Origin of the sequence: Vibrio qingdaonensis, from assembly GCF_026191675.1 — a bacterium.
Classification (GTDB): Bacteria; Pseudomonadota; Gammaproteobacteria; order Enterobacterales; family Vibrionaceae; genus Vibrio; species Vibrio qingdaonensis.
On the sequence record NZ_JAKRRY010000038.1, the window covers coordinates 1 to 22,011 of the forward strand.

The 22,011-nt window shown below is 44.8% G+C and carries 23 protein-coding genes and 1 tRNA gene; 13 read left to right on the top strand and 11 right to left on the bottom strand.

Annotated elements, in window-relative coordinates; genetic code table 11:
- Positions 1-55: 55 nt before the first annotated feature.
- Together MD535_RS20755 and MD535_RS20760 are read left to right on the top strand one after the other, a co-directional pair.
- A tRNA-Ser gene (locus MD535_RS20755) sits at positions 56-146 on the top strand.
- Positions 147-322: 176 nt separating this feature from the next.
- Entirely contained in the window at positions 323-1,318 is a 996-nt protein-coding gene (locus MD535_RS20760) for a phosphotransferase (protein WP_265676933.1), read from the top strand.
- 58 nt (positions 1,319-1,376) lie between these two features.
- Here MD535_RS20760 and MD535_RS20765 read toward each other — a convergent pair whose 3' ends face one another.
- From MD535_RS20765 to hemC, 4 genes are read right to left on the bottom strand one after another with little or no spacing between them, the layout of a single operon-like run.
- Positions 1,377-2,555: a heme biosynthesis protein HemY gene (locus MD535_RS20765; protein ID WP_265676934.1), complete on the bottom strand. Its 1,179-nt coding sequence runs from the start codon at positions 2,553-2,555 to the stop codon at positions 1,377-1,379.
- Positions 2,555-3,742 (bottom strand): uroporphyrinogen-III C-methyltransferase, encoded by a 1,188-nt coding sequence (locus tag MD535_RS20770; RefSeq protein WP_265676935.1) that lies wholly within the window; start codon positions 3,740-3,742, stop codon positions 2,555-2,557. The genes MD535_RS20765 and MD535_RS20770 overlap by 1 nt, the downstream gene beginning before the upstream one ends.
- On the bottom strand, positions 3,726-4,484 hold the full coding sequence (locus MD535_RS20775) for a uroporphyrinogen-III synthase (RefSeq protein WP_265676936.1): 759 nt from the start codon (positions 4,482-4,484) through the stop codon (positions 3,726-3,728). The genes MD535_RS20770 and MD535_RS20775 overlap by 17 nt, the downstream gene beginning before the upstream one ends.
- Before the next feature lie 6 nt (positions 4,485-4,490).
- A complete protein-coding gene (gene hemC, locus MD535_RS20780; protein WP_265676937.1) occupies positions 4,491-5,429 on the bottom strand; it encodes a hydroxymethylbilane synthase in 939 nt (312 codons plus the stop codon).
- 343 nt (positions 5,430-5,772) lie between these two features.
- On the opposite strand from hemC, the gene MD535_RS20785 reads away from it, so the two are divergent.
- Positions 5,773-8,304, top strand: coding sequence for a class I adenylate cyclase (locus tag MD535_RS20785; RefSeq protein ID WP_265676938.1), 2,532 nt, complete (start codon positions 5,773-5,775; stop codon positions 8,302-8,304).
- Here the strand turns inward: MD535_RS20785 and cyaY are convergent.
- Entirely contained in the window at positions 8,301-8,615 is a 315-nt protein-coding gene (gene cyaY / locus MD535_RS20790; protein WP_265676939.1) for an iron donor protein CyaY, read from the bottom strand. The genes MD535_RS20785 and cyaY overlap by 4 nt on opposite strands.
- 74 nt (positions 8,616-8,689) lie before the next feature.
- Here cyaY and lptM point away from each other — a divergent pair, with 74 nt between their 5' ends.
- The 6 genes from lptM to yigB all read left to right on the top strand — a co-directional run bounded on the left by lptM (position 8,690) and on the right by yigB (position 13,380).
- Positions 8,690-8,809, top strand: coding sequence for an LPS translocon maturation chaperone LptM (gene lptM / locus MD535_RS26435; protein ID WP_455433340.1), 120 nt, complete (start codon positions 8,690-8,692; stop codon positions 8,807-8,809).
- 30 nt (positions 8,810-8,839) lie between these two features.
- Positions 8,840-10,093 (top strand): diaminopimelate decarboxylase, encoded by a 1,254-nt coding sequence (gene lysA / locus MD535_RS20800; protein WP_265676940.1) that lies wholly within the window; start codon positions 8,840-8,842, stop codon positions 10,091-10,093.
- Between the two features lie 10 nt (positions 10,094-10,103).
- Positions 10,104-10,934, top strand: a complete 831-nt coding sequence (gene dapF / locus MD535_RS20805; RefSeq protein ID WP_265676941.1) for a diaminopimelate epimerase — start codon at positions 10,104-10,106, stop codon at positions 10,932-10,934.
- Positions 10,935-11,056: 122 nt separating this feature from the next.
- Entirely contained in the window at positions 11,057-11,758 is a 702-nt protein-coding gene (locus MD535_RS20810; RefSeq protein WP_265676942.1) for a DUF484 family protein, read from the top strand.
- Positions 11,736-12,653, top strand: a complete 918-nt coding sequence (gene xerC / locus MD535_RS20815; protein ID WP_265676943.1) for a tyrosine recombinase XerC — start codon at positions 11,736-11,738, stop codon at positions 12,651-12,653. The genes MD535_RS20810 and xerC overlap by 23 nt, the downstream gene beginning before the upstream one ends.
- Before the next feature lie 10 nt (positions 12,654-12,663).
- A complete protein-coding gene (gene yigB / locus MD535_RS20820) occupies positions 12,664-13,380 on the top strand; it encodes a 5-amino-6-(5-phospho-D-ribitylamino)uracil phosphatase YigB (protein WP_265676985.1) in 717 nt (238 codons plus the stop codon).
- Between the two features lie 109 nt (positions 13,381-13,489).
- Here yigB and MD535_RS20825 read toward each other — a convergent pair whose 3' ends face one another.
- Both MD535_RS20825 and MD535_RS20830 read right to left on the bottom strand, forming a co-directional pair.
- Positions 13,490-14,119, bottom strand: coding sequence for a tRNA-uridine aminocarboxypropyltransferase (locus MD535_RS20825; RefSeq protein WP_265676944.1), 630 nt, complete (start codon positions 14,117-14,119; stop codon positions 13,490-13,492).
- A 2-nt stretch (positions 14,120-14,121) separates the two neighbouring features.
- The gene (locus MD535_RS20830) at positions 14,122-15,150 is read right to left on the bottom strand and encodes a COG3650 family protein (RefSeq protein ID WP_265676945.1); all 1,029 of its coding nucleotides are present in this window, start codon (positions 15,148-15,150) and stop codon (positions 14,122-14,124) included.
- Positions 15,151-15,191: 41 nt separating this feature from the next.
- Between MD535_RS20830 and MD535_RS20835 the strand changes: the two genes are divergently transcribed.
- A complete protein-coding gene (locus tag MD535_RS20835) occupies positions 15,192-15,650 on the top strand; it encodes an EVE domain-containing protein (protein WP_265676946.1) in 459 nt (152 codons plus the stop codon).
- A gap of 178 nt (positions 15,651-15,828) precedes the next feature.
- On the opposite strand, the gene MD535_RS20840 is transcribed toward MD535_RS20835, so the two are convergent.
- Positions 15,829-16,659 carry a Cof-type HAD-IIB family hydrolase gene (locus MD535_RS20840; protein WP_265676947.1) on the bottom strand — a complete coding sequence of 277 codons (831 nt, stop codon included), beginning with the start codon at positions 16,657-16,659 and terminating at the stop codon, positions 15,829-15,831.
- Between the two features lie 151 nt (positions 16,660-16,810).
- Positions 16,811-17,812, bottom strand: a complete 1,002-nt coding sequence (locus MD535_RS20845; RefSeq protein ID WP_265676948.1) for an alpha/beta fold hydrolase — start codon at positions 17,810-17,812, stop codon at positions 16,811-16,813.
- A 113-nt stretch (positions 17,813-17,925) separates the two neighbouring features.
- Between MD535_RS20845 and rhtB the strand changes: the two genes are divergently transcribed.
- Both rhtB and MD535_RS20855 read left to right on the top strand, forming a co-directional pair.
- Positions 17,926-18,543, top strand: a complete 618-nt coding sequence (gene rhtB / locus MD535_RS20850) for a homoserine/homoserine lactone efflux protein (protein WP_265676949.1) — start codon at positions 17,926-17,928, stop codon at positions 18,541-18,543.
- An 18-nt stretch (positions 18,544-18,561) separates the two neighbouring features.
- On the top strand, positions 18,562-19,788 hold the full coding sequence (locus MD535_RS20855; protein ID WP_265676986.1) for an EAL and HDOD domain-containing protein: 1,227 nt from the start codon (positions 18,562-18,564) through the stop codon (positions 19,786-19,788).
- Positions 19,789-19,816: 28 nt separating this feature from the next.
- Here MD535_RS20855 and MD535_RS20860 read toward each other — a convergent pair whose 3' ends face one another.
- Both MD535_RS20860 and MD535_RS20865 read right to left on the bottom strand, forming a co-directional pair.
- Entirely contained in the window at positions 19,817-20,842 is a 1,026-nt protein-coding gene (locus MD535_RS20860; RefSeq protein WP_265676950.1) for an amidohydrolase family protein, read from the bottom strand.
- A 69-nt stretch (positions 20,843-20,911) separates the two neighbouring features.
- Positions 20,912-21,232: a DUF2500 domain-containing protein gene (locus tag MD535_RS20865; RefSeq protein ID WP_265676951.1), complete on the bottom strand. Its 321-nt coding sequence runs from the start codon at positions 21,230-21,232 to the stop codon at positions 20,912-20,914.
- Positions 21,233-21,492: 260 nt separating this feature from the next.
- Here MD535_RS20865 and MD535_RS20870 point away from each other — a divergent pair, with 260 nt between their 5' ends.
- The gene (locus tag MD535_RS20870) at positions 21,493-21,864 is read left to right on the top strand and encodes a DUF4145 domain-containing protein (protein WP_250619609.1); all 372 of its coding nucleotides are present in this window, start codon (positions 21,493-21,495) and stop codon (positions 21,862-21,864) included.
- The last annotated feature ends 147 nt before the right edge of the window (positions 21,865-22,011 follow it).

Genomic DNA, 22,011 nt, shown 5'->3' on the forward strand with positions numbered 1-22,011 from the left:
GAACAAATATCTACTAAAGCATACAAATTAAGACTTTATTTAGATAACAATTTGCGGAGGGATGGCTGAGTGGTCGAAAGCACCGGTCTTGAAAACCGGCAAGGGTTAATAGCCCTTCTAGGGTTCAAATCCCTATCCCTCCGCCACTATTAAAAAAGCCCGCTGATTTTCAGCGGGCTTTTTGCTATCTAAAATATACCTCGCAAGCATTATCTATCTTCACTCGAGACCTCGTACAAAAAGACTTCTTCGATATCGGATCTACTGCCATTACAATAAGCACTTAATAGTAATCTTGTAATTGAGGCTAGGTGATAAATGTATGGATGTTGACGTTGTATGGTTAAACCAAAAAATTTCTTCTCTTTTGGAGCCTGGCTACGCTATTGATTCAGTGCAACAAATCCATCAGCTATGGGGAGATTATGGTGGGTTGTTGCGAGTGGAGACCAAGAATACTCACCACTCTAACCACCTTATTGTTAAGCATATTCAACTACCAGAGCTCGCACCGCTTACGCACCCTAGAGGATGGAGTACGTTACTATCGCATCAGCGTAAACGACAGTCCTACCAAGTTGAGTTTCATTGGTATGCTCATTACGGTGAAAGAATGCCGATTGGCTGGATTCCTAAATGTTTAGGGAACTCAGAAGCCGAGAGTCATTATTTTTTGCTGTTACAAGATCTTCATCAGATTGGACGAGGCCGTGTGGTTACCAAACCGACTCAGGTAGAGGTGTTTTCGGTATTACATTGGCTTGCAGAGTTTCATGCATTTTGGTTAGGGGAAAATCCTCAGGGGTTGTGGGAGCAAGGTTCGTATTGGCATTTAGAGACTAGACCGGATGAACTTGCTGCAATGGCGGATAAACGCTATCAGCGGGCAGCGGCTACTTTAGATAAACTGATGGAAGCGTGTCCTTATCAAACTTTTATTCACGGTGACGCTAAACTTGCCAACTTCTGTTTTGATGACTCTGGAGAACTGGTGTCTGCTGTAGATTTTCAGTATGTTGGTGCTAGCGTGGGTGTTAAAGACGTTGTTCTATTTTTAACAAGCGTTGTTGATTTTGAAGACGAAAATCTGTCACTTGTGCCTTACTTATCTTGTTATTTCCATGCTTTAAAAGCTGCCTTGAAACGTCATCAGCCAGAAATTGATGGTGCCGTGGTATGTGATGCTTGGAGTGAACTTTTTGACGTGGCTTGGGCTGATTTTCAGCGCTTTTTACTAGGTTGGTGTCCGACTCATTGGAAGGTGAATGATTTTACCATGAGATTGACAAATCGAGCGCTAGAGCGGCATGGCTTGTGATCTATGTTAGAGACGAAAATGCCTCCACTTTTAGGAGGCATTGTATTGGTCATTAATTTTATCTTTCTATGAGCGTTAAGGCTTTGCGAGAAACTTCTCCAGCCGCTTTTGTCATGTTTTGTTTTTCTAGTGTGTCTGCTAGATACGCATAATCAGAGACATCTGGGCGTAGTGAAAGCGCTTGTTCTAAGTGGCGTTGAGAGTCAGCCCATTTTTCTTCACGGAAATAGAACTGAGCAAGCGCACTATGTGCGTTGGCACTATTTGGGTTCTTTTTCAGTGTATCCTCTAGCAACACAACAGCCGGGTATGAGTCCGGCAGGTTAAGTTCTGGTAAAAGGGTATAAAGCTCATCATGAGATTGTTTCTTTAATGCTTCTTTGATGACAGTAAACGCTTCGGTATCTGATTTTCTCGCAATGAGTTGCTTGGTAAAGCAGCCTACAAGATGGGCACTTTGCCGTGTCTTTCTTGGTAGCTTATCCCAATGAGAAATCAACCCTTCACTCCCTTGTTGGGAGGCAATATCTTCCAAAAGGCCGCACTGAGAGCGTTCTTCTAGTGCACTGAACTCAGACTCGTCGATCATTTTTGCTTTTTTAAGTTTAGGCAATAAATCAAGCAGAGCTTGCCATTCTTCTAAGGCGCGGTACGTTGTTTTAAGTAGGCCTAGCACGATGGTATTGTGCGGGTAATTCTGTTGTAAAGACTCCAATATTGGCAATGCGAGTTCATGTTCTTCTTCACGAACAGCCTGCTTTGCTTTGGTAAGGTCAACGGCAAGCTGAGAGTCTTGTTGCTTGGCTGCTAAGGCTAAATAGTAGTCTCGCTTAGCCTTGTCGCCTTGACCAAGTGCTGCCTCTGAAGCGACGAGGTAGCACAAAAGTGGCATATCATGATGATTTGCCCAGCGAGTCACTTTTTTCTCTGCTGCCTTCCAGTCCCCTTCAAGTAGTTTAATGATGCCTTCGTTAGTGTAACGGCGAGATCGGCGCATTTTTCTTACACTGAAGTAATTGAAGGTAGAAACACTGGTGTAGAAAATTTTCTTTACGATGTATTCCAGTAGAAAAAGAGCAGCTAGCGTTGCCATGACAAAAATGACCAGTGTGGTAACGCTCATCTCAATGGTCTGATTCGCTATAGATATTAAGACATAGCCCTGTTGACCGGAAAACTGCGTACCAGCAAATAGTCCCGCGCCTAAAACGGCGAAAAGAAATAGAATTCGAATCATTATTTCTCCTCCGTGATGATTGTGGTGACCTCACGACGTAGGCGATCTGTGATGACGTCAGAAAGTTGAGCTTGGGTTTCTAGCTTAACTGGGTAGTCGACTTGAATGTTTTGGGTGCTTAGCTTGCTAAGGGTGGCATCAAATTCTTTTACGGCATTATTATCTTGGTCAAAGAAAGATGTCGACCACTGTTCAGCCGCTTGTAATGATACTTTATAGATTTCACCTTGCTCTTGATAAATGGCGCGAATCGCCGTTTCAATTTTAGATTTAATATTCTCTCTCAGATAAAAGTGCTGAGATGGAGAGAGCAAAGGAATGACGTTGCCGTCACGAGAACGGAAGGTGATGAAGTTCTCAGAAAAGTCTTTTAGTGAGGTCATCAAGTTATCTTGCCAGTCGTAAATATCGCCCGAAACTTGCTGTTTCTGTACCTCTGGAGCTTCAGGCAGTATTGCATTGGCAAGAGGAAGGCTATCAACCTGTTGCTGTAAGGAAGTCAGTCGGAGTACTAGCCCATCACGATCGATGAGAGGGACCATCCTAAGTTTGGTAATATCGTTGGCCATAGATTGTCTTAAGGCGACTAGACTTGGGTCATTAAGCGCAGCAATACGTTGATCGGCAGACTCCATAAGACGAGTTGCGCTCACCACATCGTGTTCTAAAAACAGTTTACGTCCAGCGAGCTTAACCAAATAGTCAGCTTCAGCGAGTAGCCAATCATTAGGACGGCGTCCTTTTACGTCCGCAACGGCTAACTGCAGGCTTTGAATACTTTTCTGTTGCTGAGCTAAGATGACTTCGGCTTTATGGGCGACTGTTTTGGCTTGTTCTAGTGTTTGTGTTTTGATTTGTTCCATATCGCTAGAAACGTTGGTTTGAGTTGCCTTAAGTTGTGATTCTAGTTCGGCGATGCGGGTTTCATAGTTACTTGTTTGTTGTTGTATTTGATAACTGAGCCCACCACCAAAAATGACAGCAAGTACGATAGCGACAGTACCCAGTTTGACCCCGCGCTTACCTTGTTTTTCTTCAAACTCAGGCTCTTTCGATGACGGTGGTGTCTGAGGTGTTGTTATGGCGGGTTCGACTTGAGATTCTTTAGTTGAATTCTCAGGGGCTAGTGCCTTGACGTCTTGTTGATCGTTTGACGGAGATTGCTCGTCTTTATTCTTGTTCGTCATGCTTAAGTCCTGTATCTAAGCGCTGGAGAGCAGCAAGTATTGTTGAGTGTGATGCACCTTTTGTCGTTATTACGTTGCGAAATTCGTGCATCGTTGCAAACTTGGCGATTCGTTCACTCGGAACCAATAGCGTTAATTGGGTCAGCCAAGCGTAGGCTGGCTCTGGTGTTTGCGCGATCAAATAATCGAGTTGTTCACCACTTGTTACGATGATAGTTTCAAGTGATAGTGATTGCCATTTATCCAAGTTATTAGAAGAGATAGGGATAAATTGGCGTTGATAGACTTCAAGGTAGAGTACCTTAGCGCCTCTTTGAGTCAGTTGTTGATGAATCAACTCACGTCCGCCATTACCTCGAAGAATGACGATGGTTTTTCCCGAAACATCCTTTAATTCAGGTAGATTCAGCAGGTGCTCGCTATCACTTGTTGTCGGGTAGTGTACGTTTTGTTTACAAGTATTGCTTAATTCATGTGCGGTTTTTTGACCAACCCCAAGATAAATTCGGTTTGCAGGCCATGTCGAGCCAGATTCCAATAGGATGTGATGGGCATTGATGACAGCATGTTGGCTGACGGCAATAATGATGTCTGCATCTTGGATCTGACGGCTAACGTTGCCATTAGGTTTACAAGGTATGATGTCAATAAGAGGATGATGGAGGGCGAAGCCCCCCATATTTTCAATGAGTTGGCATAGTTCAAGCCCTTGCGCGCCAGGGCGTGTTACTAGCACTTTCACCAGTGATTACTCGTGGTCTTGGTAGAGTTTTTCTAAAATGTCTTTGGCTCCTTGGGCTAGTAGCTGGTTAGCTAGTTGGATACCAAGTGCTTCTGCATCTGAGCGTTTACCGTGAATCTCCCCACGCACAATTAAAGAACCGTCAGGTTCACCCACTAAGGCTCGTAGCCAGATGTTATCACCATCCAGTAGTGAGTAGCTGCCGATAGGAACTTGGCACCCACCTTCTAGTGTCAGATTCATTGCTCGCTCACACAGGACGCGATCGGCGGTATCTTTGTGGTTAAGAGGTTGCAGGAGATCGATTAACCTTTGATCATCAAGGCGACATTCAATACCAACGGCTCCTTGACCCACGGCCGGTAATGATGCCTCTGGCTCAATGAAACTACGAATTCTGGATTCTAGTTTTAGGCGCTTTAATCCTGCTGCTGCAAGGATAATCGCGTCATAGTCACCGTTGTCTAGCTTTCCTAGGCGAGTCCCTACATTGCCGCGTAGTTCTTTGATTTCGATATCAGGACGACGTTCTTTAATTTGGCACTGGCGGCGGAGGCTACAAGTACCGACAACCGCACCTTTTGGCAGTGCATCGAGATCTTGATGCGTATTGGATACAAATGCGTCGCGAGGGTCTTCTCGTTCACAAATAGTGACTAAACCAAGCCCTTCAGGAAAGTCGACAGGGACGTCTTTCATAGAATGGACCGCGAGATCTGCACGGCCCTCAAGCATGGCCACTTCAAGTTCTTTTACGAATAAGCCTTTACCGCCGACTTTCGCCAGTGGGGTATCAAGAATAATATCGCCTTTAGTGACCATAGTGACTAGCTCCACCTCAAGACCTGGGTGAGCGGCGATGAGAGCATCTTTTACATAGTGAGCTTGCCATAAGGCTAGAGGGCTTTTTCGGGTAGCAATTCGAATAGGTGTCGCTTGAGTCATGTCGTTCTCGTTTGCATTTCATCTTGGTAATGGGATTAATCCTATCACTGTCTCTATTAAATGATTAGTGATTTCCCCGCTCGCAAATTAGGGTCTTGTGTCTAATATCACAAAGATTACTAATAGTGTGAGATTAATCGCATTTGATGCGGCGACTACTGTTAGAATTGTAGGTGGTCGGCCCAGTCTCAGCACTCGTTGTAATCTGGGCTTAATGCTGGTGCTATCTAGCGGAGTATTGCTTTACCAGTCATGAGAAAAGTGTTACATTGATCACGTTTTGAGGCGGTAATTGTTTAAGATCCACGCGAATTAGCAGTTGGGTCCAACCTAGGAATAACCTTTGCAGGCTTACACTGATACTCTTATCCAAAGGCTAGATAACCTTAATCAGCAGCGTATTGAGCGCGCGCTGGCGCTTATGGATCTGCAAGGGCAGCGTGTATTCCAGCTCATCCCGGCTTTATTCCATTTTAACCATCCAATTATTCCTGGCTATTTCGAAGGCTCTACTCCTAGTGGACTTTATGGCTTTGAATCTAATTCTCTTCAGCAGCAATTTATTGACGATATTCAGCTAGCGCTGGGTCAGCCTCTTCCCCCACCAAAGCAGACGGACATCCTTGGTCTTTATACCATGGGTAGTACATCATCTATTGGTCAAAGTACATCAAGCGATCTTGATATTTGGGTGTGTATTTCCCCTGACATGTCGACGGATGCACGAGAAAAACTCAGTAATAAGTGCTTATTGATCACGGATTGGGCGCAAGGTCTAGGCGTTGAAGCGAACTTCTTTTTGATGGATGAAGAGCGTTTTCGTAGTAATGTTTCAGAAGAGATGACCGGAGATAATTGTGGTTCGTCTCAGCACCTTCTTTTATTAGATGAATTTTACCGTTCTGCTGTTCGACTGGGCGGACAACGTTTGTTGTGGCAAATCGTCCCACCAGAAATGGAAGAGTGCTACGATGAGTATGTCACACAGCTTTGTGACGGCGGCTACATCAACTGCGATGAGTGGATTGATTTTGGTAGATTGAATCGAATTCCTGCGGAAGAGTACTTTGGTTCCAGCTTATGGCAGCTTTATAAGAGTATCGACTCTCCATATAAATCCGTTTTAAAAGCGATTCTTCTTGAAGCATATTCATGGGAATACCCGCATACTCAGTTATTGAGTATTGATACTAAACGTCGATTTTTTGCCCATGAGCCTGACCTTTATGGGATGGATGCGTATTATTTAATGCTGGAAAAAGTCACGCGTTATTTAGTTCGAATTGGTGACCATACTCGCCTTGATCTCGTTCGCCGTTGTTTCTATTTGAAAACCCATGAAAAGCTTTCTAGGGAGCCGGGTGTGGGCTCTGTTCCTTGGCGTCGTGAAGCGTTGGGCTTAATGACGGCTGAATGGCAATGGCCGCAATCGGTATTAGAAGAGCTTGATAACCGACGTAATTGGAAAGTAGAGCAAGTCATGGTCGTGCATAACGCTTTGCTTGATGCGTTGATGCTGAGCTACCGAAACTTAATCCAGTTTGCTCGTCGCAACGATATTACTTCAGCGATTAGCCCCCAAGATATCAGTATTTTGGCGCGTAAGCTGTATGCCGCGTTTGAAGTGCTTCCTGGTAAAGTTACTTTATTGAATCCTCAGATCTCGCCAGATTTGCACGAGCCAGATCTCAGCTTCATTGAAGTGAAAGAAGGAAAGAATTATCAATCGGGATGGTATTTATATAAACAGCCTTTAATTGCTCATCGCTTATTAGGGCAACCTGCACTGCAGCACAATGAATATTTGAGTAAATTGGTATCGTGGGCCTTCTTTAATGGCCTTATTACGGAATCAACACACCTGAATTCAGTGGTTCGTGATGCGCACATCGATATTGATAAGTTTTATCAAATGGTGAGTGATCTGCGAAACACCTTCTCGCTTCGTAAACGTCGTCCAAGTATGCAAGCTTTGGCGAGCCCATGTGAAGTGAGTCAGCTAGCGATGTTCATCAATTTTGAAAGCGATCCAACAAGTACGTTATCGGGGAAATCATCGAAAGTTGACTTAAAAAGTGTCGATATTTTTAGTTTTGGTGAAGAGGGACAAAGCCTCGTGGGATCGGTCGATCTCGTGTACCGAAATTCATGGCATGAAGTTCGAACGCTACACTTTAAGGGCGATACAGCGATGTTGGATGCGCTAAAAACGATTTTGGGAAAAATGCACCAAGATGCGCTACCTCCAGAGTCTGTGGATGTCTTTTGTTATAGTAAGAACTTACGTGGTGTATTGCGAAATACTATTTATCAGCTGTTAGCTGAGTGTATTGAAATGCGCTTAAAGCCCGTTGACCAAGAGAAGCGTCGTCGCTTTAAAGCCATTAAATTGGCAAACCAAATGTATGGGTTGTTTTTTGAACGTCGCGGTGTCTCGGTTCAAAAACTTGAAAACTCTGTCGACTTTTACCGTAGTATTTCAACGAACAAGCTACAAGGCTCACCGTTGTTAATGCTCGACCGAGAAGATGAATTCCAATTGCCGCAAGCAGTAGATGGCTTTGCGAGTGAAGGGTTGATTCAGTTCTTTTTTGAAAATACTGATAATGGTTTCAATATCTTTGTTTTGGATGAAGCGAATCAGGTTGAGGTTTATCATCAAATGCGTGGTAGCAAAGATGAGATGATCGCCAGTGTGAATAGTTTTTATACCTCTAACGTCAATCAAAACGACGGAATGGCGAATAAGTTAATTAACTTCAACTTGCCGCAGTATTACCAGATTATTCATCCAGAAGAAGGGGAAGCATATGTCATCCCTTATCGAAATGACGCTTCACCCAACTCAAGAACATCGAAGGCTGTAAACCTTTAAACCCATTCGATCTCTTCATCTGCATGCTTTTCGCATTCAGATTTAACCATTTTCATGAGTTCTTCACCTGAGCGAGAGCAGATCCAGTTGCTCTCCACCCATTTAAAGTGAAAGCCACCCGATTTAGACGCAAGCCAGATTTCATGCATTGGCTCTTGGCGATTGATGATGATCTGGCTGCGGTTTTCAAATTCCAACGTCATTACGTTGCCTGAGACCTCATAATCAATGTCTGCACCAGAATCATCGATAGCTTCTTCAATGATTTGCATTTGAGCATCGACGAGTTGATGAAATTCCGTGTCGTTCATTTTGTTATCCTATTGCTTTTCTATTTCGTGGTGCGATTATAGGGGGCATTGAATTAATAATCACGATATGCAAAATGAAAAAGACGATCACGGCAATATTTATGCTCGTGGCAGTAATGTTAGCTGGTTGTGGGCAAACGGGTCCACTTTACATACCAGCTGATGAAGCCCCGGCAACAGAGCAGACGCAATAGTCATCGCCATATTTTAAAGGAATACTCGATTTGGATTACTTCAACTATCAGGACGATGGCCAGCTATGGGCTGAAAATACGTCACTAACACAACTTGCGCAGCAATATGGCACACCTTTGTATGTTTATTCTCGAGCGACGCTTGAACGCCACTGGAATGCGTTTGACAAATCGGTTGGTGAGCACCCACATTTGGTTTGTTATGCGGTAAAGGCTAACTCTAATTTAGGCGTGCTTAATACACTGGCCCGCCTTGGCTCTGGATTTGACATCGTTTCCGGTGGAGAGCTAGAACGTGTTGTTGCTGCTGGAGGGGATCCGGCTAAAGTGGTTTTTTCTGGTGTCGGTAAAACGGCTCAAGAAATGCGTCGTGCTTTAGAGCTGGGAATTAAGTGTTTCAATGTAGAATCAGAGCCAGAACTGGAGCGTTTAAATCAGGTGGCAAGTGAGCTGGATGTTATCGCGCCTATTTCTCTTCGAATTAACCCTGATGTTGATGCGCATACCCACCCTTACATTTCCACGGGTTTACGTGATAACAAGTTTGGTATTGCTTTTGATCGTGCTGCAGACGTGTATAAGTTTGCCCAGAGTTTAACGCACCTTTCGGTACAAGGCATTGATTGCCACATAGGCTCTCAGCTCACCGACATTGAACCTTTTATCGATGCGACGGATAGACTTTTAGCGCTCATTGACCAGCTGCGCGAAGATGGTGTCAACATTCGTCATTTAGATGTTGGTGGTGGGTTAGGGGTTGTGTATCGTGATGAACTTCCGCCACAGCCATCGGACTACGCAAAAGCCCTATTAGCCAGATTAGGAAACCATCCTGAATTGGAGCTCATCTTCGAGCCTGGACGTGCAATTGCAGCCAATGCTGGAGTGTTATTGACAAAAGTTGAATTCCTAAAGCATACCGAGCACAAGAATTTTGCTATTGTCGATGCGGCGATGAATGACTTGATGCGTCCAGCGTTGTATCAAGCGTGGCAAGATATTATCCCTGTCATCCCTCGTCAGGGTGACGCAGTAAGTTATGATTTAGTTGGTCCAATTTGTGAAACCGGTGACTTTATTGGTAAAGATCGAGCATTGGTATTGGAGCAAAATGATTTGTTAGCGGTGCGTTCTGCCGGCGCTTACGGTTTTGTGATGTCATCGAATTATAATACACGGCCTCGAGTCGCTGAAGTGATGGTGGATGGCAACCAGTCTCATCTCGTGCGTCAGCGTGAAACATTAGCGAGTCTGTGGGAACTTGAGAGCATCTTACCGGAGTAAATAAACAACTATGCATTTCCATTTTTCTAAAATGCACGGATTGGGTAATGATTTTATGGTCGTTGACTGTATTACTCAGAATGTGTTTTTCTCGCCAGATCTCATTCGCCGCTTAGCGAATAGGCATACGGGTGTGGGGTTTGATCAGCTATTAATTGTTGAAGCGCCTTATGATCCGGAAACAGATTTTCATTACCGTATTTTTAATGCCGATGGCAGTGAAGTGGAACAATGTGGTAATGGTGCGCGTTGCTTCGCTCGTTTTGTACAAATGAAAGGGCTAACCAATAAGTACAGTATCAGTGTTAGCACTAAGAAAGGGAAAATGGTACTCAAGTTAGAAGAGAATGACTTAGTCACCGTTAACATGGGTCAACCAGAGTTTGAGCCGAGTAAAATCCCATTCAAAGCGAAGCAAAGAGAGAAAACTTACATTATGCGTGCCGAGGAGCAGACTTTGTTTTGTGGTGCGGTGAGTATGGGTAACCCACATGTTGTAACGGTGGTGGATGATACCGATACCGCTAATGTTGAGAAACTGGGTCCATTACTTGAATCACATGAACGTTTTCCAGAGAAAGTGAACGCTGGCTTTATGCAAGTAGTGAACCGCAATGAGATTAAGCTTCGTGTCTACGAGCGTGGTGCGGGGGAAACCCAAGCATGTGGAAGTGGTGCGTGTGGCGCGGTTGCCGTTGGTATAGCACAAGGCTTACTAGACGAAAAAGTCACGGTTCGACTCCCTGGTGGGGATTTGAGTATTGCGTGGCAAGGTGAGGGGCATCCGTTATTTATGACCGGGAGCGCAACACACGTTTTTGATGGACAGATTTCCTGCTAAGCAAATTTCCAGTTAACCAATAACCCATTATACTAATGGCGGACCCCGTTTTCGGGTCCGCCATTTTTTCGTGTCTTCATTAATGAATGACAAGTAGAGACAAAGAATCAAAGGGAAGCATTTTGTCTGAGTTTGAAGCTGATCACCTGACTGCAGAAGTGGTAGCGCAGTACCTATCCGATCATCCGGATTTTTTCAAAGGTCGAGAAACCTTAGTAGAGAAGTTAGCGCTTCCACACCAACAACAAGGCGCCGTCTCATTGGTTGGAATTCAACTGCAGCGACACCGTGAGCGGATTGAGGCATTAGAGGAAGAAATTACCACCCTAATGTCGCTCGCAGCACGCAATGATAAGACGTTTTATGAATTTATGTCGCTGCAAGAAAGTCTGTTGAAATGCCGTGACTTGCAGAGTGTACTGAGAGCCATTACGCAAACCGCGCTTGACTTAAACCTCAAGGGTTACGTCAAGCTACTCAATACTGAAAAAGGTGGTGACTCGTTATCAATGGAAAGTTGGCAGCGTTTTACGACCAATCACCTGAACGGTAAAGATGCTTACCTTGGTCGGTTAAGAAAGGCAGATAGAGAGTTACTTTTCGGTGATGCTAGCGTTCCTGAGCTTGGTTCGTACGTAGTATTACCCCTTAAACGCCAATTTGCTCAAGGTTTTTTAATCTTTTCTAGTGAAGATGGTGGCCACTTCCAACCTGATATGGATACGTTATTCCTAAGGCATCTTGCCTTGGTGTTGTCGTATTTGTGTGAGAGTTTAGAGTGGCGTCAACTTGAGGAAGACAATGTCAGACCAAGTACTGCCTAATTGTTTACAGAAACCGTTAGAGCGCTTTTACGAATATTTGCGCAGTGAGAAAGGGCTCAGCCTTCATACCCAACGAAACTACCGTCAACAGCTGGAGACGATGGGTGGGCACCTTTATGAGATGGGGGTGAGTGATTGGACTCAGGTCGATGCTGGTTGGGTTCGGCAATTAGCGGGCAAGGGTATGCGTGAAGGGATGAAAGCGAGCAGCATTGCCACTCGCCTGTCATCACTGCGCAGCTTTTTTGATTTTCTAATTCTTCGTGGGGAGCTGAACGCTAATCCTGCCAAGGGAGTCAGCGCGCCAAGAAAGCAGCGGCCATTGCCGAAAAATCTCGATGTTGATGAAATGGCTCAATTGCTCGAAGTGAACGAAGAGGATCCGTTAGCCGTTCGTGACCGAGCGATCATGGAGATGATGTATGGTGCGGGGTTACGTTTAGCTGAACTCGTCGGCATTGACGTGAAACACCTGAATATGTCCAGTGGTGAAATTCGAGTGATTGGTAAAGGCGATAAAGAGCGCAAGGTCCCTTTCTCCGGTCAAGCCGTTGAGTGGGCAAAGAAATGGCTCAAGCTACGCGGCAGTATTGCTAAGTCAGGGGAACCCGCGTTATTTGTCTCAAAATTAGGGACGAGAATTTCCCATCGAAGTGTACAAAAAAGAATGGCGGAATGGGGACAGAAACAGTCTCTTGCTAGCCATGTTAGTCCACATAAGTTGCGCCACTCTTTTGCAACCCACATGCTAGAGTCGAGCAATAACTTGCGGGCCGTACAAGAGTTATTAGGTCATGAAAATATCTCGACGACGCAGATATATACCCACTTAGACTTTCAGCATTTGGCGCAAGCTTATGATCAGGCTCACCCTCGTGCAAAAAAGACAAACTAAGGACTGAATGATGTACTTTTACCGTAATGTGCCGACGATTAAGGCGATGACATTCGACCTTGATGATACCTTATATGACAACCACCCGGTGATCCGTAAGGTTGAGGAGCAAGCATCGCAGTGGCTGTATTCTCATCACCCTATTAGTCAGCGTTGGGATAAAACACAGTGGCAAGCCTTTAAGTTTCAGTTGCTTAAGCAAAATCCTGAGTTAAAGCATGACGTGACGCAGTGGCGTCAGCAGCAGGTTTTACAGGGATTAATGCAATTGGGTTACGATAGGCCCAATGCTCAGCACGCAGCTGATGAATTAATTCAACGGGTACTTGTTTGGCGCAGCGACTTTGATGTTCCACATGAAACACATCAAGTTTTGCAACGTTTGAGTCAAGTTATACCATTGGTGGCTATCACCAATGGTAACGTTAATGTGGAGGCCATCGGGCTAACGACATACTTTTCACAGGTGCTCAAAGCTGGTCCCGATGGACGAGCAAAGCCGTATGAAGATATGTTTGCTCAAGCCGCGGCGTACCTTAATGTCGACCGCCAACATATTTTGCATGTCGGTGATCATGTTATTACAGATGTATTGGGCGCCAAACGTCATGGCTTCAGTGCATGTTGGTTCAATGACAAAGAAAAAAGTGCGAGAGCAACGCCTCGATTGAAGAACTTACCGGATATCGAAATTAACCAGTTAGCGTCGTTGCTGTCTTTAATATAACCCCAAGCGCGTTGTATTCTTATTTGTTGCTTAGTACACGGGTTAGGCAACGAATAAGACGTTCTACTTCTTATTTCAGCCTTTTTCTTGAATGCTGCAGCTTGTTTATTTATGGCCTGTCTAAACGATGACCACAGCGTTCGGCTTGATACCTTGCTAGGTAGTCTTTAAAAAAAGCGAGCATTGTTCGCGCTGTTTTGTCGCTTTCCAATTCGTTGATCATTTGAGCGACGACCTCAAAGGTGCACAGATTGCCGCTTTGTTGGTTTCGTCTGAGTTGGTATTGCGAAGACGCCGGCGGGGTAATGCTGACTTGAGGGAGCGCTTGTAGCCACTCACTTCTGTTCAACATCTTCCTCGCTTCTTGCCAAGTGGCATCTAGCAAAATGAAGTGACTCCCGCGCGGATGCTGTGATTGCCATTGAGTCAACGGAACACTACTTTCTGAAGGAAACACCAAGACGGGCGTCGCGTTCCCTTTATGTTCGCAGATAGAGGGACGCTCTTTAGAGGCGATATATGACGGGATTGGCCCTTTTCGTTGCCATATATCAACATGAGTATTGGCCAATAACTGTTTGACGATTTGCCCTGTGTTGGTGGCTCGTGAGGTCTCATTGGGATGAGTTAATAGCGTGATGCTAAGATCACTGGTGATCGTAGGGATCGCGTCGCAGTAACAGTTGTGTTGAAAGCCACAACGTACACACGTTGTGGCGAGATGTGGGGATTGATTCATCTTCATTGGCTCTTATAGAGTCTTAGGCCACCATTACTTATTGGATAGAGGATGTTCCCTACCTTTTCTTCCGTTGCGACCAGTGAGCCTTCTTCTTGGGTAAAGATGCGCTGAGACACTAAGTACTGCTGCTGGTGGCGAGTCATCACAACTTGCACTTGTTGGTCATTGAGTTGCTGCCAAAATCCGCGCTCTTCTGTAGCAGGAGATTGGTCGGCGTAATCGTAGCGAGTAATGGCAGTGTGATCGGCATTAAGAGTCATTGAGACGGTAAAGCCAGTGTTCTCTGTTGATTGTGCCGTATAGGTGTTGACCCAGCTTAGTGTGCGATCGCGGTTGGATACGGTCGCGCATCCCTGACGAGGTTGGTCATCCATCACTAAGGCGGCGCTCCATCCATACACACTGTCACTCATGGTGTCGTTACAGAGTTTATTGCTCATCGTGAGATTGGCATCATCAAACTCATAACGACGAGTGTTTTGGGTGATCTGCTTGGATTCAAGCTCCAGTGTTTGAGGGTCATTACCCATTTGGCTAAATTGAGCCATTTTTGATGTATTGAATTTTAAATGCCAAAATGGTTCATTGCCTAACACTTGCGTTGGTCGCAATGGTTGGTCACAGCGGTTGGGATTTTCTGCCGTGATAAGGTTGACTTGTTTAACAACAAATCGACCGGTGTAATCAGAATCAAACCCGCGGTGGCTTGGTGCTTCTAAGTGGCCAATTACTTCCGCATAGAGGGCTTGATAAGGCGTGCGAGACAACTTCTCTGCCGCTTCTCGTGCCTCTTTAGGCAGTTCAAGCCAATACTGTTGGGTACTGCCACAGGGTTGAATGGTTCGAGATTCATGACCAACGATCGCTTGTCCTCTTAGGACGTAGCTTTGTGGGGTAATAGTTTCTGGACGAGAAAGTTCCGCTCTAAGTGGCGTGGTGGTCGCTTCGTTTGATGTTGTATTGAAAGATGAGCACGCTTGCAGTATTAATACCAGTGGAACGGCTAATGACAGTCGTGACATTTTCATTGGATACTTTCCTTCGTCAGTAGATTTAAGTAAGGACTATTATGGCATATTGGTTATTTAAAACAGAGCCAGATGAATTTTCTATTGATACATTGCGTGTCCAAGGCACTTCATGTTGGGAAGGCGTACGCAATTATCAGGCTCGCAACATGATACGAGACGAAATGAAGGTCGGTGATCATGTTCTTATTTACCACTCGTCTTGTAAAACGATTGGTGTCGCGGGTGTTGCCATTATTAGTAAGGCCGCTTACGTTGACCATTTTCAGTTTGATCCCGAAAGTGATTACTACGATCCTAAGTCGACTCGAGACAATCCACGCTGGTTAATGGTAGATATTGAATTTGTCGAAAAGTTCAATCGAGTGCTCACATTGAGCACTCTCAAAGCGATGGCAGAGCTAAATGATATGCCATTGGTGAAGCGGGGGAACCGATTATCAGTGATGCCAGTGTTACCGGCACAGTGGCAGGCGATTCAGCATCGAGTCTCTCGTTAACGGAAAAAATAGTGCATTACAAAACGCGGCATAAACGACGGTTTACTCGGTAAACACTTGGAAGTCGGGTTGGCGTGGTCTTGAAACACATCCATTAGCTAAAAATTGCGAGAGGAAAATACTCCTATGCTCTAAACAGGTGACCAAACCTATAGGGGGGAGCACAGGAGTAGTATTGCTAAGCGCGTGTGAGAAGGTGCTTTTTCAGGTATTCAGCGACCGCATCGTCGGCATTCGTGCCAATGATTTCATTATTTGGCAGGGCTTTTTTGACTTTTTCGTGAGCGTTTTCCATCACAAGGCCTTTACCTGCCATGGTCAGCATTTCAGCATCATTCATGCCATCACCAAAGGCGATGCAGTGTTCAAGCCCTAACCCCAGAGTTTCAGCGACCGCTTTTAGTGCTTCACCCTTGGACACTTCCTTTGCCATCACTTCTAAACACCATGGTGTAGAGAAAGCGATGTTGAGTGCATCACCAAACTTGGCGCGCAACGTATCTTCAAACTGTACTAAGTGCTCGTGATTGTTATCAGGGTGAGTCACAAAAATTTTAGCGATACCTTGTGTTGGTGCACGGTTAGCATCAAACAACTGGTAGTTAAACCCTGTTTCACTATGGAATTTAGCGAAGTACTCATCTTCTTGGCTGAGCAGCCACTGCTCATCTTGATACATATGAATAAACAGCTCACTGTCTACCTTAAACTCGTCGACAATACGTTGAACCAGCGACTCAGCAATATCTTGGCTATAGAGCAGGTTATCTTGCTTATCATGCACTCGCGCGCCGTTAGAGGTAATCATATAGGCCGGAATACCAACTGATTCACGAATACCTGCGACATCTACATGGTGACGACCTGTTGCGAAAATGAATGTGTAGCCTTTGTCGTGTAATTCTTTAAGTGTTTGCTTAGTGTTACTGCTGAGCAGGTGGTTGGGAGCAAGTAGTGTTCCATCTAGGTCAGAAGCAACAATACTGATTGAATCGTGATTAAGCGTCATAGGTCTCTCTAATAGGTTATGGTCATAGGCTAAGAAGTGAGCCTTATGGGTATTGTAGGGTAAATCATCGAATAAAAAGAGGGTAAACAGGAAGTGTAAATATTTCCTCATTTGCTAGGCAGAGAGGAAATATTATGAACACTAATTGCGCCTAGCCTGTGACGGATGGCGAGCAATCGAAAAATTGCAGAAGGGCATTCATCGCTTGATTTCGGTACTCATCTTTTTCAAATAATACTTCATGCTTAGCATGGTTTACGACGAGCATTTCCGCTTGATTGTTGGTTTTATGTAATCGGTCCATAAAACGTTGTTGCGCCTGATTACTTACAATCACATCGCTTCCTGCTTGCAATAACAGTAGGGGGATTTGTATTTGTCTTGTCTGTTGAATGCACTGTTTCGCTGCCATGAGACCTTGCCAAACCCAGCGAGTACTTGGGCCGCCAATTTTTAGCTCTGGTTTCAGTTCATACAGTTCTCTAAACCAGTGATAACGTACTTTGCTCTGTGACAAAGGGTTAATATCAAAAGGTTTTGCGACATAACCCTGATAGCCAGGTGCGTACGTTGGTGTTGGGTGTATTGCCGTCATGATTTGAGCCGCAGAGATGGCAAATGGCTTTAGGTAGGGAGGAACATTCACGCCATACATGGGCGCGCTAAGGGCGATTTTATCAAAGTTATGATTCGCTCTCGTTTGTATATATCGAGTGGCGATCGCCCCACCCATGGAGTGCGCGAGTAAATGCCGCTTCTCGTAGTGCTTGAGGTCGAATTGTTCGAGTATGAGCTGCATATCATCAAGATAATCGGAGAATTCGCCAATATGACCCATTTCAGGATTCGGAGCTAAGTGTGTCGATAGTCCCTGCCCACGGTGATCAAAAGAATAAATGTCATAGCCAAGCTGGAAAAAATCATAGAACAATTCTTGATACTTCCACGCGGACTCAATTCTGCCGTTGACAACAACCAAGGCTTTTTTATGTTCAGGTCGGGTGAGTTTACACCAGTACAGTGTCGTACCATCTTTGGCTTTCTTATGACCTTCGTGTCGGCTCGCCCAAAACGTGGCAATTTGTGAGTGAATAACTTGCTCAAAATCTTGCTCTTGAGTATAAGGAACGTTAATTAATTTGGTATCGGTCATGAATTAACCTACAAGATAGTGTTGATGCCTCTGTTGACGACCAGTTAGATTTTGCCGAAAACAGAATAAAGACTCTTTTGCTGATAAGAGTAAATCAGTCGTAAGGAAATGCAATGGATTATCATGTTTGGCTTGCTTATGTTGTCACGGCGATTGTGTTCAGTCTCGCACCTGGCTCAGGTATGGTGAACTCAATCAGTAATGGCATTAATTATGGTACTAGGAAATCGCTTACTGCGATTTTAGGTCTACAGATTGGTTTGGCTGTTCATATTATATTGGTCGGTGCGGGTATCGGAGCGCTCATTGCCAAGTCAGCAATAGCATTTACCATTATTAAATGGGTAGGCGTGGTGTATTTGATTTGGTTGGGGATCCAGAAGTGGCGGGATACCTCAAGTTTGGTGGCCGATACGAGTCATGATGCACGTAGTGCGGGAACCTTGCTACGTAGCGCGGTGTTGATTAACTTAACAAATCCTAAATCAGTTGTATTTTTGGTGGCGTTATTTCCTCAGTTTATTGACCCTGCTGGTAATCAAGTCACGCAACTTATGATTTTGGGAGCGACAACGGTTGCGATCGATGCCACCGTGATGCTTGGTTACACGTCGCTGGCTTCTCAGATGGGGCGATATATTCGCTCTGGGCGCATTATGGAAAAAATCAATAAGCTGTTTGGTTCCATGTTTATTGGGTGCGGTGCATTACTCGCCGCCGCGAAGTCGTAAGGGTTACGCATCGTGAACATGAACCCCACGTATGTCGCTCGCCAGCCGATTTTTAATGCTCGTCGTCATACATTGGGGTATGAATTGCTTTTTCGCGATGGAGAAAATAATGCATTTCCAGGGCATATTGAAGCCAATAGAGCCACGTACCGACTGATCACTGAAAACTACCTTTCTCTCGGGGTAAATCCTGAAATCGCCTCGTCACGATGTTTTATTAACTTTCCTCATCAAAGCTTAGTTCGCCGTCTTCCATTAATGCTTCCCAAAGAGAAAGTGGTGGTGGAAATATTGGAAACCTGCACACCTGATCAGGAGCTGTACGAAGCGATTCGTGAATTGTATCGTGCCGGTTATACCATTGCGCTTGATGACTTTGTATATACGTCAGCGTGGGAACCTTTTTTACCATTTGTGCAAATTGTTAAACTCGACATTATGGCGATGGGCGTGGAAAAAGCCTGTGCTTTTGTCAGACAGCAGAAAGGCAAAGGGAGTACCCGTCATTACCTAGCAGAACGGGTAGAAACTGAGCAGGAATTTAGGCTCACTAAGCAGGCAGGGTTTAAGTTCTTCCAAGGGTTTTTCTTTAGCAAACCTATTATGCAAAAACAGGTTTATATCAGCGCAGAGCAGCTGGTGGCGATGGAGTTGTTTCAGCAAGTTTGTTTGCCAGAAATCGATGTGGATAAGGTGGAACGAATTGTCGCGAAAGACGTTGTGCTGTCTTATAAACTACTGCAGTTCGTGAATACGATGAACCCTAGATTAGAAGCAGAAATCGCCTCTTTTCGTCAAGCGTTGATTTACCTTGGACAAGACAAGCTAAAGCTGTTTGTTTCCTTAACGGTAGCCTCGTTTATTTCCCACACTAAACCGAAAGCCTTGTACGGACTATCTCTCCAGCGTGCTCAATTCTGTCGTTTAATGACGGAGCATGCACCGTTTACTCAGTATCGAGATCAAGCGTTTATGATAGGGCTATTTTCCATCCTCGATGCCTTAATGGATCTTTCTTTAGAAAAACTGATTCAGCAATTACCGCTATGTTGTGAAATTAAAGGGGCTTTATTACAAAGGCAAGGGCCTTATGGTCAGTTGTTAGCGCTGGAAGAGTGCTTTGAAGCAGCAGATTGGAGCGGCATGGAAAAATACAGACAGCAGCTGGGGCTGACCCAGCAGGCTGTGTACTCGGCTTTAGCGGATGCACAGCGCTGGAGTCAAAACGTGCAGGCGGTGCACTAGCGTTATTTTGTCAGTGAAGATGATAGGCTTAATGGCTAACGTTTTTACCGGCTTGCGGTAATACCGCCAACATATTGCTATAGGCAACTTTTTGCGCGATATGTTTTGGTAACGCCGATAGCACTGGATCCCATGTTTTGAGCGCCGTTTTTTGATATCCAAATGTACCGACCACATCACTGCCTACCATAAACCGTTCTGGGTATGCTTCTATAAGGGATACCCAGCGTCTATCTAATGTCCCCTGTGGCATGACCACATCAATCAATGACCATGACGCCAAAATATAGAGGTTATCGTGCTCACTAAGTAACGAAGTGACGGTCTGATAAAGAAAGTTCATATCCAAATGGCGTGTGAGTGTGCTGGTGGTTCCAGCATGAGCCCATAAAAAACGAGTATCAGGGTGTTGCTGTAACGCTTCTTTAAGTTCATTGAGATAGAGTGGCTCGTTTTCTCGCTGCGATGTGATGTTGGCGTGCAGCAACACGGGAAGGTCATGTTTGGCGGCTAATTGATAAACTTTGTTTAAGGCAGGGTGGTTCGCCCTTGGTTTCTCACCCGAGGTTAGTGCCGTAAGGTGATCGTGACGAGTGATGATTTCACCAATGCCTTGCCAAAAGTTAGGTCGAAAGGTGAGCTCACGCTCTAGGTACTCTGCCGCATTGAGGTCAGTGGTGTTAAAGCCACTTAAAAATGGATGAAGGCGGCTCTGTTGAGTTTTCGGTAATGATTCGACTTCCCGTGCGATGAGTTCGTCAGTGTGAGAGTAATAGTAAACAGGGGCGTCATCACCATATACAAAGCGCGGGGCTTTGGGCTGAGAGAGATCCCACTTTTTGATAACTGGTAACCCCATAACATAGGCGTGGTCAATGCCTAACGCATCCATATTCTCAATGAGAGCAGGCGCGCCAGCAGAACGCTGGAAATAGTCGACAAGATGAACTTCAGCATCGTTGACCTTACCTTGATAGGCTGCAGTGCAGCCCGCTGATGCGTAGGCAAACAGAGCCAGTAGCCACCATGGCTGACAGCGCTTCTTTAGCTGCATGAGATTACGTCCTTGTGGGGTGAGAACTCTAAGCTAACATGACTTGTTTATAGGGTAAATTTTTTAAAATCAGCGAGTAAGTGAGAAATGCAAAAACTTAGTGCCTTGATAGGTAAGGATACCTTTATCCCCTGGTGAAAGATGGTGGTAGTAGTGCACACCGATTTGAAACTCTCGTTTAGGTCCAAACCTGCCTTTTTGAACATAAATCCAGTATTCATCTTCTTCTGAGGGATCCGACGCAACAACAACCTGTTTATCTAAAATGGTGATAAGCGTTTTTTGTTCAGGAGCGTTGATACCATGAGTGTGCTGGCGCTGAGTTTGCAGGAATAGAAACACAGTGATAACAATTAGCACCGCCACGGCAATAACTAAAGAAAGGGGCATGTTTATCTCCAAACTCAAAACCTGATGGAATAAAGATCGCATAAAATACGCGGAAAATAAGGACAAATTTAACTTACGGTATGAAATTTGGGGTCATATCACACAAAATCTCTGCGACTTAGGCTTAAATCTTTACTTGAATTTACCGAACCGTTGTCGAAATTCTGATACAAATAGATAACAATAACAGAATGAGTACACAGGGTACTGACCAGCGATAGTTCAGTTCCACATATTAGGCTGGTTGTGGAGGGAAACATATGTCAGATATTGAAAGCGTGGTAATCAAAACGCGGCGCATTGAAAAACTATTAAGACAACAATATCGAGCGGATGGCAAAGGGTTACACCAACTGATCACGAGCTGTGAAGAGCGGTTACCTCATGATGTGGTTGGAAAGCTGCGGTATATCGCGACTATTCGCAATAAAATCGTTCATGAAGAAGATTATAAGCTTGATGATAAACAAGGCTTTATGCGTGCATGCGCTGAGTGTGAGCAAGAGTTGACACCAAGAAGCAGTCGATTTATTTGGCGGACGGCAGTGTGGCTAATGGCACTGATTACCTTACTGGCAATGGGCTTCTATTACGTTCATTGGGAAAAAGTACTGCACATTTTGTCGAAATAAATGCTATTAGATACAAAAAGGGCCGCTTGATAGCGGCCCTTTTTGTATCTAATGCAATGGCAATTAGTAAAGTATCGGCAGTGTCATTAGACCTACTACGACGGCGATCATCACTAATCCTTGCTTTTGAGAAGATGAAATCATAAC